Here is a 14,039-nt window from a genome sequence, read left to right as displayed (position 1 = left end):
GTAGTCTGAATCACCACGCGAGACCCAAAATGAACTTAGCCACTGCCAAACCCAACCAAGCCGAAGTTGTATATGTTGTTGATGATGATGAGGCTGTCCGCGATTCTCTTACCTGGCTTCTAGAAAGCAATGGCTACGTCGTTCGTTGTCACGCAAGCGCAGAACGTTTCTTACAGTCTCTACAAAGCACCGATAAGTCCACCATCTCTTGCGCCATCTTGGATGTGCGTATGCCAGGAATGTCTGGCCTTGAATTACAAGAGCGTTTGATTAGTGAAAATCTACCAATGCCTGTAGCCTTTATTACTGGTCACGGTGATGTCTCTATGGCAGTGTCCACTATGAAACGTGGTGCAGTCGATTTCATTGAAAAGCCTTTTAAAGAAAATGATCTCTGTGGTTTAGTCGATCGCATGCTTGCAAAAGCCAGAGTGGACTACTCACAAGCAAGTCAACGCAAAATTACGCAGAGCCTGCTGAGCAAATTGACTGGTCGTGAACGCCAAGTTTTGGAGCGCATCGTAGCCGGTCGTCTGAATAAGCAAATTGCCGATGACTTAGGCATCTCCATTAAGACTGTTGAGGCGCACCGTGCCAACATCATGGAAAAATTGAACGTCAATACCGTAGCGGACCTGCTCCGCTTAGCCTTAGCCGATCCCCAGCCTAACTAATCAGAATATCTCGACCGCAATGCCTGCCCAACTACTAGACGGTAACGCACTCTCTAAAAAAATCCGCACTGAGATCGCAGCTCGAGGGGCTATTGTGACGGCGAAGGGTGTTCGACCTGGATTAGCAGTCATCGTCGTTGGTGACAATCCTGCTAGCCAAGTATATGTGCGCAATAAGGTCAAAGCCTGTGAAGAAGTCGGCTTTCATTCGGTGTTAGAGCGTTACTCTGCAGGGCTTGGTGAAGAAGAATTGCTCGCTCGTATTGCTACCCTGAATGCGGATCCCTCAATTCATGGCATCTTGGTACAGCTCCCCCTACCTGAACACATTGCAGCTGAGCGTGTCTTGGAGGCGATTGCCCCTCATAAAGACGTGGACGGCTTTCATGTTGCCAATGCAGGTGCCTTAATGGTTGGCCAACCAGAATTTAAACCTTGCACACCCTATGGTTGCATGAAGATTCTGGAGAGTATTGATTATCCGATTCGTGGCGCGCGGGCTGTCATTGTTGGCGCCTCTAATATTGTGGGCAAGCCAATGGCTATGTTGCTTTTGCAAGCAGGTGCCACTGTGACAATTTGTAACAGTAAGACCCGTGACCTCGCTCACCACACTAAAGATGCAGACATTCTGGTAGTAGCTACCGGAAAACCGAGAATGGTTTCAGGCGATATGGTGAAAACTGGTGCAGTTGTCATTGATGTGGGTATCAATCGTCTTCCGGACGGCAAGCTTTGTGGTGATGTCGATTTTGATACTGCTAAATACATAGCCGGCTGGATTACCCCCGTTCCTGGTGGTGTTGGTCCAATGACAATCACTATGCTGCTCATGAATACCTTGGAAGCTGCCGAAAAGGCAGCTAAGCCTTAGATCGGCTGAGATCCATTAAGCTAGAGGGTATGACAAATACCTTCTTTCCTAGCTTACCCCCTGCCTTACAAAATAATCCCCTGCTGACCTTTGGTCGAGGCATCACTGCTTATTCAGATGTCAAGCCTGAGCACATTGCACCAGCAATCCGCTTTTTGCTCAAGCATGCACAAGAATCGGTGGATGCTGCAACCAATTCTCACACTCCGGCTACTTGGGATCAGTTAGCCGAACCCTTAGAGGATGCAACGGAAGCATTGGGCAGATCATGGGGTGTGATATCCCATCTCAATAGTGTTGCCGATACCCCAGAGCTGCGGACTGCCTATGGAGAGATACTCCCGGAGGTTACAGCATTCATGTCCAGTCTTGGACAAAATCTGGCGCTCTATCAGAAGTTTAAGGAACTGAAGAACAGTCCTGAATATGCGCAGCTCAGCCGCGCGCAACAGAAAGTGATTGAAAACTCCTTGCGAGAGTTTCGTCTTGGTGGTGCAGAATTAAATGATGCTGATAAATTGCGCTTCTCCGAAATTCAGGATCAACAAGCAGCCTTGGGTAAAGCGTTTTCAGATCATGTTTTAGACGCAACTGATGGTTTCGTCCATCTCATTACAAACAGAGCAGACCTGGCTGGTCTTCCAGAAGATACTATCGCTGCCGCTGCACATACTGCAGAGCAGAAAGGTTTGAAAGGTTGGGCATTTACCCTCCACTTCCCCTCTTACTATCCCGTGATGCAGTACTCAGAGAACCGCGACTTACGTCGCCTCATGTATGAAGCCTATGTCACACGCGCATCCGAGTTAGCCCCCCAATATGCCAAGGGTGATCTGGCTTGGGATAACACGGCTAACATGCTCGAGCAACTCAGACTGCGGGATGAAGAGGCACGCATGTTGGGCTTTGCGAATTATGCGGCTCTGAGCTTAGCGCCTAAGATGGCAAGCAGTGTTGATGAAGTGGATCTCTTTTTAACCAACTTTGCCAATAAAGCAAAACCATTTGCCCAGCAAGATTGGCAAGAACTTTGTGAGTATGCAAAAACAGAGTTGGGACTCGCTAGTGAATCGAGCAATGGCCTTGAGCCATGGGATGTTCCTTTTGCTGCAGAACGCTTGAAGCATGCTCGTTATTCTTTTTCTGAAAACGAGCTTAAGCAATACTTTCCACTTCCCAGGGTATTGGATGGTTTATTCCAAGTGATTCAGACGCTCTTTGGCGTGAAGATTGAGGCTGCTGACTTGCCTACTTGGCATGCAGATGTGCAGTCCTTTGCTGTAAAAGATCTAGCAGGAAAGATTCAGGCCTATTTTTATTTAGATCCCTATGCTTGCCCCGGGAAACGTGGCGGTGCCTGGATGGATGATGCTCGTGGTCGCAGAGAACTTGCCAACGGTGAAATCCAAGTTCCGGTTGCTTACCTAGTTTGCAACTTTGCTGCGCCAGTCAAAGTCGATGGGATATTGCGTCAACCCACTATTACCCATGATGATGTGATTACCCTCTTCCATGAAAGTGGTCATGGACTGCATCACCTACTTACCCAAGTAGGCGCATTAGGCGTTTCCGGAATTAATGGCGTGGAATGGGATGCAGTTGAACTGCCAAGTCAGTTTATGGAAAACTTCTGCTGGGAATGGGAAGTGTTAGAAAAAATGACTGCACATGCAGAAACAGGAAAGCCGTTGCCGCGTGAACTCTTTGAGAAAATGATTGCTGCTAAGAATTTTCAGAATGGTTTTGCAACCCTACGTCAAATTGTGATGTCCTTAACCGATTGGCGCTTGCACTCTCGCTTTGATGCTCAGGATGCTAAAGGCCATGCCGTACTTGATGTTTCACGTCAAATTGCTGATGAATACAACATCATTACGCAACCAGAAATCTCTCGTTGGATCAATTCCTTCAGCCATATCTTTGCTGGTGGTTATGCAGCGGGTTATTACAGCTATAAATGGGCAGAGGTGCTCTCAGCTGATGCTTACTCCGCCTTTGAGGAAGCTGAAAAACTCACTGGTAGTGTGCTCGATACCGAAACAGGAACTCGTTACAGAGAGGAGATTTTGGAAGTGGGTGGCAGTCGTCCTGCGGCCGAATCTTTCAAGGCCTTCCGTGGCAGAGAGCCCAGTATTGATGCTCTACTTCGACATGGTGGCTTAGCGTAGGCTGTCTTGTACTGACTAATCCACCCAAGTGGGATACTTCTCCATTACAGAATTGAATAATGGTGATTGAATCAGTTGCTCTAACCATTTTTGAGTAGCCGGCAATGGCAACTGTGTAAATCTTTCCGGATGAACGGCGGCAAACTGCCTGATGAATGGAAAGATAGCAATATCTACCCAAGACACTTTGTTGCCCAATAGATATTGATTTGCCTGTAGCGCAGTTTCGATGGGTTTTAACATCACATCCATTGCTGCAATTAAAACTTCTTCTGGATTGAGCTCTGGGTAGCGATTGGGATACTTGTATTGATCTAACAGCAACTTGAATTGGCCATCATTCTTCTCGATCCAACTTTCAGCAATCTGCTCATCGACACTCTTCCAGCCATCGGGGTCTGATTTGTCCAGTGCCCAGCGCATAATATCCAAGCTTTGATCGATGACTTGACCATCAACACACAGCACTGGAACAGTTCCCTTGGGCGATGCTAGTAGCATCGATTTGGGTTTATCCCTTAAAGCAATCTCTCGATGCTCGAACGCAATGCCAGCGTATTGAAGAGCCATCCTCGCCCTCATGGCGTAAGGGCATCTTCGGTAGGAGTACAAAATTGGCACCATAGATGCACTAGTCACTGAAATGCGCTTAGGTTTTTTTAATGGTTGCTATCACCGGAGCATGGTCTGAAGGCTGCTCCCAAGTTCTAGGCTCTTTATCTACGATGCTAGCACTGCACTTTTCTTTGAGTTGCTCACTCAGCAAAATGTGATCAATACGCATCCCAGCATTGCGTCTAAAACCCATCATGCGATAGTCCCACCAGCTATAGGTCTTGGGTGCTTGTGCAAACATTCTGAATGAATCATGCAACCCCAGATTTAATAACTCTTGGAATGCATTTCTTTCAGGTAGTGAAACTAAGTTCTGCCCCTCCCAAGCTTTGGGATCATGAACATCTTCATCGGTTGGTGCAATATTGAAGTCGCCCAGCAAAGCCAAGCGCTGGCTCTGCTCTAATTCGGATGTTAACCAGCTTTGTAACTTATTTAACCAGTCGAGCTTGTAAGCAAACTTATCGCTATCGGGTGATTGTCCATTCGGAAAATATGCGGAGACTAGTCGAATGGGTTGGGTTCCTGAAAATGGAATGGTCGCAGCCAAAATGCGCTGCTGTTCATCAGAGCTACCAGGGATATTCCGAATGGGCTTTAAAAAAGTGGTTTGCACATCCGAGGCAATAGCTGCCAAGGCAGCTTTGCGCACAATGATTGCTACACCGTTATAAGTCTTTTGCCCTGCTGCCAAGCTGAGATAGCCAGCAGCCTCAAGCTCTTGATGTGGGTACTTATCATCCGTGAGCTTGAGTTCTTGTAAGCACAAGGCATCAATGGCTTGCTTTTGTTGCTCCTGATCTTGCAACCAGCGAAGTACCTGTGGAAGGCGAACTTTTAAAGAATTTACATTCCACGCAGCAATGCGAATTGAATCAGTCATCGATCCCCAGTTCCTGCAATTTACGAGTAATGGTATTGCGGCCGATACCTAGGCGTTGTGCTGCCTCCACTCTACGGCCACGGGTTACCTCTAACGCTGCTTGCAATACTGCTTTCTCAAAGCGGGCACATAGGGCGTCATAGACCTCAGTATCACCATCCTGCAACATCTTCACGGCCAAACGTCCAAGACCATTCTCCCAATCGCCAGTAGCTACTTTTGCAATAGCCGGATTTGAACTAGAAGACTCGCCCTGCAAGATAACAGGCTGCTCACCAGCTTCCGCCATGATATCAGCAGGTAAATCAGTAACGCCAATCACATTGGCAGGTGTCATCACGGTAAGCCAATGGCATAGGTTCTCTAATTGACGTACGTTTCCTGGAAATGGCATTGCAGCAATTTCTTTCAGGACTTCATCTGAAAGCTTCTTGGGCTCTACGCCTAAGGATTTTGCGCAAGCGAGCATGAAATGTCTCGCCAACATCGGAATATCCTCACTGCGTTCGCGCAATGAAGGCATTCTTAAACGAATGACATTCAAACGATGCAATAAATCTTCGCGGAAGAAGCCTGCTGCTACACGAGCATCCAGGTTCTGATGGGTAGAGGCAATCACACGAACGTTTACCTTGATAGGATCTTGACCGCCGATGCGATAAAAATGGCCATCGGACAACACACGCAATAATCGTGTTTGTAAATCAAATGGCAGATCACCAATTTCACCTAAGAAGAGTGTTCCGCCATCGGCTTGCTCAAAACGTCCACGACGTAATGTCTGCGCACCTGGGAAAGCACCACGTTCATGGCCAAATAACTCTGACTCCAATAGATCTTTTGGAACAGCGGAAGTGCTGAGCGTTACAAATGGGCCTTTTGCCTTAGGGCTATGCTTATGCAGAGCATGTGCAACAAGCTCCTTACCCGTACCAGATTCACCAGTAATCAGAACTGTGGCATGCGACTGCGCTAAACGACCAATGGCACGGAAGATTTCTTGCATGGCGGGTGCTTGACCGATGATCTCGGTTGCCTCTTGCCGCCAGCCCGTCAAATCTTTAGTGCCTGCCTCATTTCGAGTGCTCTGCTCTACCGCACGAAGAATTAACTCCACTGCTTTTTCAATATCAAAAGGCTTGGTGAGGTATTCAAATGCACCGCCTTGAAAGGAGGACACCGCAGAATCCAGATCAGAGTATGCCGTCATGATAATCACTGGTAAATTTGGATGACTGGCTTTGACATGCTGCAATAAATCCAAACCATTGCCGCGCGGCATACGAATATCCGAAATCAATACCTGAGGAGATTCCTTCTCTAAAGCGTTGAGCACATCATTGGGGTTTGAAAAGCTCTTATGCGGAATATTTTCACGTGCCAAGGCTTTTTCTAAGACCCAACGAATGGATTGATCATCGTCAACGATCCAAATTGGTTTCATGATGCTTTCTCCTGACTGCGATATGGAATTTGAATATGAAAATCAGTACGTCCAGGGCGACTGTCACAAGCAATAAAGCCCCGGTGTTGTTGAACAAAGGTTTGTGCGAGGGTAAGGCCCAGGCCACTACCCCCTTCTCGTCCAGATACTAGTGGGAAAAAAATACGTTCAATGATTTCTTTCGGAATACCGGGACCGTTATCAATTACGTGCAAATCCATGGCCAACTTATAACGGTGCTTAGCAATCGTGACTGAACGAGCCACCCGCGTATTGAGTTCAATCTGCGCAATACCCGCTTTAATCTCATCTGAAAGCGCTTGTGCTGCGTTATGCACAATATTCAGTACAGCTTGAATGAGTTGTTCACGATCACCAAGAATGTCTGGAAGACTGGTGTCGTAATTGCGGATGATCTTTAAACCCTTGGGAAACTCTGCCAATACTAGGCTGCGGACGCGCTCAAGCGCTTCATGCACATTAAATGCTTCTATCACGTGCGCTTTACGATGTGGCGCCAAAAGACGATCAACTAAGGTCTGTAAACGATCTGACTCTTTGATAATGACTTGGGTGTACTCACGTAAACCCTTTTCCGGTAACTCAAACTCTAAGAGCTGAGCCGCACCCCGAATACCGCCCAAAGGATTTTTAATCTCATGCGCCAGATTGCGCATTAACTGTTTGTTGGCTTCTACCTGCTGTGTAACACGCTCATCACGCTCACTTCTCAATTGCTGGTCGATCGGAAACCATTCCATCATGATGAGCTCGGGATCCTCGAGCGCTGCAATGACTACATGTGCTGGGGTTGATTCTTGATGAATACTACTGGGTAGGGAATGCAAAACCATTTCTTGACGTTGTGCCGAGACATGACCTGCTCTCACCTCAGCAATCATGTCACTCAAAGCACTGTTATCCCCAAATAAAGCGTGCACAGACTGACCCTCAAGTGATTTGCGCGAGAGGTCCAGTGCAGATTCCGCAGCTGGGTTCACGTAAACCAATTGTTGGCTCTGAGCCTCAAATACCAGGATGGCATTGGGCATCTGATCAAGCAATGTCGGAAAAAAAGGAGCAGCCGTGGCTGCTCCCTTGAACGAATTGCGCAACAGACCTGCGCTCAAGTTCTCTCCTTCGCTTACAGGGAGAAGTACATATCAAATTCGATTGGATGAGTAGTCATACGGAAACGTGTGACATCATCCATCTTTAAATTGATGTACGCATCAATCATGGACTCTGTAAATACTCCACCACGAGTCAAGAACTCATGATCTTTCTGCAAGGCATCCAATGCTTCTTCCAAGCTTGCGCAAACGGTTGGAATCTTTGCATCTTCTTCTGGTGGCAAGTCATACAAATTCTTGTCAGCAGCTTCACCTGGATGAATCTTGTTCTGTACGCCGTCCAAACCAGCCATCAACAAGGCAGAGAATGCCAAGTATGGGTTAGCCAATGGATCTGGGAAACGGGTTTCGATACGACGACCCTTAGGACTAGAAACGTGTGGAATACGGATAGAGGCAGAACGGTTACGTGCTGAGTAAGCCAATTTCACTGGAGCCTCAAAGCCTGGAACCAAACGCTTGTAAGAGTTTGTACCTGGGTTGGTAATTGCGTTCAATGCCTTAGCGTGCTTAATGATGCCGCCAATGTAGTAGAGAGCAAACTCTGACAAACCAGCGTAACCATTACCAGCAAACAAGTTCTCACCGTTTTTCCAAACAGATTGGTGAACGTGCATACCAGAACCGTTATCACCCACTACTGGTTTAGGCATAAAGGTTGCTGTCTTGCCGTAAGCATGAGCAACGTTTTGAATCACGTATTTCTGCCAGATAGTCCAGTCAGCGCGTTGTACCAATGTGCTGAACTTTGTACCCAATTCGTTTTGACCTTGGCCAGCAACTTCATGGTGATGTACTTCAACTGGAATGCCCAATGATTCGAGAATCAAACACATTTCAGAACGCATGTCTTGGAATGTATCTACTGGAGCCACTGGGAAGTAACCGCCTTTTTTACCTGGACGGTGACCGGTATTACCGCCTTCAACTTCAAGACCTGATGACCATGGCGCTTCTTCAGAATCAATCTTCACGAAGCAACCTTGCATGTCGGCACCCCAACGAACGCCGTCAAAAATAAAGAACTCTGGCTCTGGACCAAAGTAAGCAGCATCACCTAAACCAGTGCTCTTCAAATACGCTTCGGCGCGTTTTGCAATAGAGCGTGGGTCGCGGTCGTAACCTTTGCCATCGGATGGCTCGATCACATCACAAGTCAACACCAAGGTTGGCTCTTCATAGAATGGGTCAATGTAAGCAGCAGTTGGATCTGGTTTGAGCAACATATCAGATGCTTCAATCCCTTTCCAACCAGCAATGGATGAGCCGTCAAATGCATGACCATCTTCAAACTTGCTTTCGTCAAACGCGGAGATCGGTACAGAAACATGCTGCTCTTTACCTTTTGTATCCACAAAGCGGAAATCAACGAAAGTACATTCTTTCTCTTTAACTAACTTCATCACATCAGCGACGGTCTTCGTCATGCAAATCTCCTCTATTAACTAAACTCGGAATTCAAACTCAAGGCATACACCCTTGTTTATTCCAGGCACCAAACATGCCTATTGGATGTATGTAATTTACTGAAGCAAACAAATGGGAACATTCATTATTGCACTAATTAAGTGCTCATTTACGGGTTTGACACCCTGAAAATACCCTTATAGCACTATTTTGGTGCAATAAGGGTATATGACTGACTAGCTAATATCGTGGATCTCGTATCCCAGTTCTTGGGTGCCGGTTCGAAGAGCAAGCCAAGCGCTCTCGAGGAGGTTTGCGTTGCCTTTGATGCCCAATTCAATATGACGCTGAGCGTATACGCCACCCTTACTAGGATCGCCTACTGAGGGCAGGCTAAAGACCTTCACCCCAGGGAAGTTTTCTTGGATGCGCTCCATTAAGGGGGTCAAAGTCGACTCAATACCCTTGGGCACGATGAAACTCTGCTCCGCCCAATTCTCTTGATGGAAGAGGCTTTTGTAATGATTATCCAAACACCAGGCCATCATGGGGCCAGCCATCACCGGAAAGCCAGGAACAAAGTGATGCTCCGAAATCCGAAAGCCCGGTATTTGGTTATAGGGATTGGGAATGATTTCACTACCGATCGGGAACTCGCCCATTTTGAAACGCTGCTGATTCTCAGGAGTATTGAGATCAGATTTAATCGGGTCCCCTTCTGCCATCGACTGAATGCGCCCCGCAATGAGTTCTTGCGCTGTGGGATGCAACTCTAATTTAGTGCCCAATGCTAATGCCGCGCATTGGCGAGTGTAATCGTCTGGTGTTGCTCCAATACCGCCAGTACTAAACACGACATCGCCACTAGCGAAACTGTCTTTCAGTGTGGCTGTAATTTGCTCTGGATCATCTGGCACATACTTGGCCCAAGAAAGACTTAGACCACGTTCATTGAGTAAGTCAATCAAGCTAGCCATATGCTTATCTTGACGACGGCCAGAGAGAATCTCATCGCCAATCACAATCAAACCAAAACGGCGTGCAGTCTCTGCCTCGTTGGCGGGGTTATCGATTTCAACTTTTTTAAGTGCATCAACCATGGTAAGGAAGTTCCGTCTCAACTACACGCGTGGGCACCGTTAAGGCTTGATCCAATTCATCCTGTCGTAACTCTTTGAGAGCATCTAATAAGAAATGGCTAAACCATAAAGCTGCAAATACAAAGATCAAAGAATAAATCCATAAAGCGACAAAACTCACGATCGGGAACAATACTAAAGCCAAAGCAGAAGTTGCCCAGAAGAAAGTTGGCACAGCACCCAACATGCCAGAAACAATACCCATTGTGAGTAAAGGCCAGCGGTATTTTTCTAGTAGTTGATCGCGCTCTTGAGTACTGGCATGTTTGGCCAACACATCGTAGGACATTAAGCGCATCGTTAACCATCCCCACAACAATGGTGGTAGCACTGCGACTAGTGGAGGCACCCACCAAACGGGTAAGGTCAACATCACTAAGGCTAAACAAATCAAGGCAGACCATAAGCTGTAGACCAGGCTTCCAAAGAAGCTGCCACCATGTTTGGATTCTAAATCTTGATAGTGGGATTGACGCACGACAATCTTTACTACCGTTGGCACAGTTGAAAACGCAACAAATACCAATAAGCTAATTGTGATCAAGGGAATAATCAGCATCACAAAAAATAAAGGGGCGATAAATGCTCGAGCATTTTCAAAGCCGGCCCAAATTAAGCCTTCTTGTATCCAGCTCGTAAACATGGAGGTGGTTAAGAAAATACTCAAAGCCTCTAAGGCGGGAGTCCAGGTCAACCAGATGAGGCAACCCCATAGCACCGAGACGATCAAAAATGGTCGCAGGCTTAGCCATAGCATTCTTGGATGCATTGTTCCCACCAAGGCCAAACCAAAGGATCTAAAGACTTGCGGCAATCCAACCATTCATACTCCTCTTGCACTTCACCTGAGAACTTCATCTCAGTGAGTGCCTATATTTACTTTGGTAATAACTCTTTTACTGCGTGGACGAGACCTTGCCACTGCTGAGTCAAAATATTTTGCGATACAGCTAAGTTTCTGACTCCTGTAGGATAGACCTCCTTCGGAAAGATCGCCGTACTAAAAAGCATGTCCCACCACGGAAACAGAATGCCGAAGTTACAACCTCCAAGCACACCCGGTTTGCCCTTGGCCTCATGACCATAGCCCACGGCATGATGCATGCGATGGTACAGCGGGGATATCAATACATAACGCCCTACACCGAGGTGCAATTTGATATTGGCATGCTGCCAACTCTGAATAAATTGGCTTAGCGCGACCAGCATAATAAATTGACCTGGAGGCACCCCGAATATCAAGGCAATTAAAGATAAGAAGACCGCACGCATGATGTCATCAAGTAAGTGGTTGCGATTATCAGACCAAGCAGTCATCACAGTTTGGCTGTGATGCAAAGCATGTAGCTGCCACCACCAATTAAAGGCATGTGAGGCGCGATGATAGAGGTAGTCAAAGAAATCGAGCAAGACGAGATAAATCAGAAAACTGACTACTGGAATAGAGGTGATGCCAGGCCACCAGTTTTCGACATTCAAGCGATCAAAGCGGAAGTCATGCAAGATTGAATCGATTTGAAAAAAGAATCCTGATAAAGCAATAAACATCAAGCCATGAAAGATTCCCAAGCGATGGAACAGGGTATAAAAAACATCGGCCCTGCTGCTTTTAGCAAAACGCTCTTGTTTCTCAGCAGGGGCAAAATGTTCCCAGGTTCTCAGTACAAGCACAATCAAGAAAACCTGTACGCAGCCAAACAAGAACCAATCAATGCCATCAAAAACATCTTCAGCCCAAGACATCAAATCAAACTGATACAGCAAGGGTCCAACTACATTAGAAAAAATGAATTCCTGAACGCTGCCGTAAGCATCAGAGATTAAGGAGGTTATCGAACTAAAGTCCATGCCCTATTTTGACTGATCTCTAGTTTATTTGTGTGAGGGTAGACTTAACTTGGGTAATAAGCCAAAGCAAAAGCCGCGCCCTTTGAGATTCACAATCAGTTGCTCCAGCACGGCAGGTGCCCAAGGATCTTTTCTAGACCAGATACCTAAGTGAGCCATCGTGATATCGCCATCCTTCAGATCACGACTCGCCTTCTCTAGAAGCAAACTATTAGGATGCTTATCTGAGTTGAGCTCATCCCCTAAAAAGCCAGCTGCTGACCAGCCAATATGCTGATAGCCGCACATATCCCCCATCCGAATGAGGGTAGGTGAAGTTTTGCCACCTGGTGCTCGCCAGATTTTTTGGATAGGCTGCCCGGTTAGCTCAATAAAACGAAGATCTACCCGACGAATCTCTTTGCACATGGCAGCCTCGTTATACAAAATAGTCTCGCCCGCCTTGGGGCCAAATTGAGGCTTCTCAAAGACTTGCCCCTTGGGCCCATCTTTCACAAAATACACATGATCGTAGGTATGACTACCAAAATGATGACCTTCCTTAAGACGCTCTTGCCAAAATGCTTTCCAAGAATCATCGAGGGAGAAGTCGCCACGAAAGGTTTTTTCATTTGCTAAAAAGAAAGTGGCTTTGACATCTTGGCGCTTGAGAATCTCTGCCACCTTTTCAGCAACTGACATATTGCCAGTATCGAATGTGAGATAAACCGTTTTATTGCAACTGCTTGTTTGTGCGACACTGCTCAATGCAAAACAGCCGAATACGAATGCGGCTGTTAAACGAATGAGGGCTTTGCACTTCATGATGAAGATTTATTCCCAGGAGGCTCTGGGGTAGAAAAATACGCCATGCGGCGATTTCCCAACGGGAATCACGGTGAGTAATTTCATCGTAGGGATATCAATCACGCCAACCTTTTTGGAAAAGCGAAAGGTCACCCACAAGGTTTTTCCATCCGGCGTAATTTCCATATCATCTGGGCCGGAGGGCAAGCCGGTAATATCACCCACCTTCTCTAAGGTATGCATATTAATCAGACTGATAGTTGATGCAATACGATTACTGACGAATACATGCTTTTTATCGCCAAGTGGCCGGAAATTATGAGCACCCTTACCAGTTGGGATGCGCTTCACTTCCTTGCGGGTCTTCCAATCAATGACTTGAACATAGTCTTCACCTGTTATGCCAATCAATAAGTACTGGTCACCAGGTGTCATCCATAAGCCTGCAGGAACTTTGCCCGTGGGAATTACCCAAAGTACTTTTTGAGTTTCTAAATCAATCGCTGCAAGTTCGCTCGAGTCTTGCAGTGTGATAAATGCAATTTTGCTATCTGAAGTGAATGCAATATGACTTGGGGTCTTGCCTAGTTTCACTGAACTGGCTAATTTCAGATCAGCACTATTGGCAGCATAGATGTCGACACGATCCAAACGATTGCCGTTTGCCACAAACCATTTGTGATTAGGTGAATACCCAATTTGGTATGGATCAATGATGTTTGGGATTTTTCCGGTCAACTCACCGGTAGTTGGATTCATTAAAACAACATCATTGCCTGCAGCATTGGCAATCAACAATGTTTTTTGATCTGGGGTCATCATCAAATGATGTGGCTCTTTACCAACTGGAACGGTTTTAATCACTTGCCGAGTGGGCATATCAATCAGACTCACCGAGGCAGCACCAGAGTTCAAAATAATGGCAATCTTGGGCTCGGCTACAGAAGTGCTAGTTTGTGCAAAAACCCCGTTTACGGAGAGTAAAGCCAGTAAGGCTGTAATTCTGTGAAATCTACTAATCGTGATAAATGTGTGCATCCCTCTATTGTAAGCAATGCAAGCAGGTTT

Annotated in this window: 13 protein-coding genes; 3 read left to right on the top strand and 10 right to left on the bottom strand. The window is 46.5% G+C overall.

The features are described 5' to 3' along the window. The first annotated feature begins 29 nt into the window (after positions 1 to 29). From IEN92_RS06915 to IEN92_RS06905, 3 genes are read left to right on the top strand one after another with little or no spacing between them, the layout of a single operon-like run. A complete protein-coding gene (locus tag IEN92_RS06915) occupies positions 30 to 674 on the top strand; it encodes a response regulator transcription factor (protein ID WP_216161876.1) in 645 nt (214 codons plus the stop codon). A 19-nt stretch (positions 675 to 693) separates the two neighbouring features. After that, entirely contained in the window at positions 694 to 1,548 is an 855-nt protein-coding gene (folD, locus tag IEN92_RS06910) for a bifunctional methylenetetrahydrofolate dehydrogenase/methenyltetrahydrofolate cyclohydrolase FolD (RefSeq protein WP_216161874.1), read from the top strand. A 29-nt stretch (positions 1,549 to 1,577) separates the two neighbouring features. Beyond that, positions 1,578 to 3,716 carry a M3 family metallopeptidase gene (locus IEN92_RS06905; RefSeq protein WP_216161871.1) on the top strand — a complete coding sequence of 713 codons (2,139 nt, stop codon included), beginning with the start codon at positions 1,578 to 1,580 and terminating at the stop codon, positions 3,714 to 3,716. A gap of 15 nt (positions 3,717 to 3,731) precedes the next feature. Here the strand turns inward: IEN92_RS06905 and IEN92_RS06900 are convergent, their stop codons facing one another. The 10 genes from IEN92_RS06900 to IEN92_RS06855 all read right to left on the bottom strand — a co-directional run bounded on the left by IEN92_RS06900 (position 3,732) and on the right by IEN92_RS06855 (position 14,009). Further along, a complete protein-coding gene (locus tag IEN92_RS06900) occupies positions 3,732 to 4,340 on the bottom strand; it encodes a glutathione S-transferase (RefSeq protein WP_216162290.1) in 609 nt (202 codons plus the stop codon). Between the two features lie 25 nt (positions 4,341 to 4,365). Next, positions 4,366 to 5,214, bottom strand: coding sequence for an exodeoxyribonuclease III (gene xth, locus IEN92_RS06895; RefSeq protein ID WP_216161868.1), 849 nt, complete (start codon positions 5,212 to 5,214; stop codon positions 4,366 to 4,368). Then, positions 5,207 to 6,658, bottom strand: coding sequence for a nitrogen regulation protein NR(I) (ntrC, locus tag IEN92_RS06890; protein WP_216161865.1), 1,452 nt, complete (start codon positions 6,656 to 6,658; stop codon positions 5,207 to 5,209). The genes xth and ntrC overlap by 8 nt, the downstream gene beginning before the upstream one ends. Further along, positions 6,655 to 7,776 carry a nitrogen regulation protein NR(II) gene (gene glnL, locus IEN92_RS06885; protein WP_370623907.1) on the bottom strand — a complete coding sequence of 374 codons (1,122 nt, stop codon included), beginning with the start codon at positions 7,774 to 7,776 and terminating at the stop codon, positions 6,655 to 6,657. Before glnL ends, ntrC begins: the two co-directional genes overlap by 4 nt. A gap of 26 nt (positions 7,777 to 7,802) precedes the next feature. Next, entirely contained in the window at positions 7,803 to 9,218 is a 1,416-nt protein-coding gene (gene glnA, locus IEN92_RS06880) for a type I glutamate--ammonia ligase (protein WP_216161863.1), read from the bottom strand. 216 nt (positions 9,219 to 9,434) lie between these two features. Next, on the bottom strand, positions 9,435 to 10,298 hold the full coding sequence (locus IEN92_RS06875; RefSeq protein ID WP_255539782.1) for a molybdopterin-binding protein: 864 nt from the start codon (positions 10,296 to 10,298) through the stop codon (positions 9,435 to 9,437). Next, positions 10,291 to 11,160 carry an EI24 domain-containing protein gene (locus tag IEN92_RS06870; protein ID WP_215376194.1) on the bottom strand — a complete coding sequence of 290 codons (870 nt, stop codon included), beginning with the start codon at positions 11,158 to 11,160 and terminating at the stop codon, positions 10,291 to 10,293. Before IEN92_RS06870 ends, IEN92_RS06875 begins: the two co-directional genes overlap by 8 nt. A gap of 53 nt (positions 11,161 to 11,213) precedes the next feature. Beyond that, complete coding sequence (locus IEN92_RS06865; protein WP_216161860.1) at positions 11,214 to 12,185, bottom strand: sterol desaturase family protein; 972 nt, start codon at positions 12,183 to 12,185, stop codon at positions 11,214 to 11,216. A gap of 24 nt (positions 12,186 to 12,209) precedes the next feature. Then, the gene (locus tag IEN92_RS06860) at positions 12,210 to 12,989 is read right to left on the bottom strand and encodes a polysaccharide deacetylase family protein (RefSeq protein WP_216161857.1); all 780 of its coding nucleotides are present in this window, start codon (positions 12,987 to 12,989) and stop codon (positions 12,210 to 12,212) included. 9 nt (positions 12,990 to 12,998) lie between these two features. Then, positions 12,999 to 14,009: a beta-propeller fold lactonase family protein gene (locus tag IEN92_RS06855; protein WP_215376185.1), complete on the bottom strand. Its 1,011-nt coding sequence runs from the start codon at positions 14,007 to 14,009 to the stop codon at positions 12,999 to 13,001. Between the last annotated feature and the right edge of the window lie 30 nt (positions 14,010 to 14,039).

The organism is Polynucleobacter sp. MWH-Creno-3A4, from assembly GCF_018881885.1.
Taxonomy (GTDB): Bacteria; Pseudomonadota; Gammaproteobacteria; order Burkholderiales; family Burkholderiaceae; genus Polynucleobacter.
The sequence above is the reverse complement of the archived record's forward strand: the minus strand, read 5'-3'. Positions and strand labels throughout refer to the sequence as shown.

Bases quoted from the DNA above. Each gene is read 5' to 3' on its own strand.
- IEN92_RS06915 (WP_216161876.1), top strand. From the start codon at position 30: ATGAACTTAGCCACTGCCAAACCCAACCAAGCCGAAGTTGTATATGTT.
- folD (WP_216161874.1), top strand. From the start codon at position 694: ATGCCTGCCCAACTACTAGACGGTAACGCACTCTCTAAAAAAATCCGC.
- IEN92_RS06905 (WP_216161871.1), top strand. From the start codon at position 1,578: ATGACAAATACCTTCTTTCCTAGCTTACCCCCTGCCTTACAAAATAAT.
- IEN92_RS06900 (WP_216162290.1), bottom strand. From the start codon at position 4,340: ATGGTGCCAATTTTGTACTCCTACCGAAGATGCCCTTACGCCATGAGG.
- xth (WP_216161868.1), bottom strand. From the start codon at position 5,214: ATGACTGATTCAATTCGCATTGCTGCGTGGAATGTAAATTCTTTAAAA.
- ntrC (WP_216161865.1), bottom strand. From the start codon at position 6,658: ATGAAACCAATTTGGATCGTTGACGATGATCAATCCATTCGTTGGGTC.
- glnA (WP_216161863.1), bottom strand. From the start codon at position 9,218: ATGACGAAGACCGTCGCTGATGTGATGAAGTTAGTTAAAGAGAAAGAA.
- IEN92_RS06875 (WP_255539782.1), bottom strand. From the start codon at position 10,298: ATGGTTGATGCACTTAAAAAAGTTGAAATCGATAACCCCGCCAACGAG.
- IEN92_RS06870 (WP_215376194.1), bottom strand. From the start codon at position 11,160: ATGGTTGGATTGCCGCAAGTCTTTAGATCCTTTGGTTTGGCCTTGGTG.
- IEN92_RS06865 (WP_216161860.1), bottom strand. From the start codon at position 12,185: ATGGACTTTAGTTCGATAACCTCCTTAATCTCTGATGCTTACGGCAGC.
- IEN92_RS06860 (WP_216161857.1), bottom strand. From the start codon at position 12,989: ATGAAGTGCAAAGCCCTCATTCGTTTAACAGCCGCATTCGTATTCGGC.
- IEN92_RS06855 (WP_215376185.1), bottom strand. From the start codon at position 14,009: ATGCACACATTTATCACGATTAGTAGATTTCACAGAATTACAGCCTTA.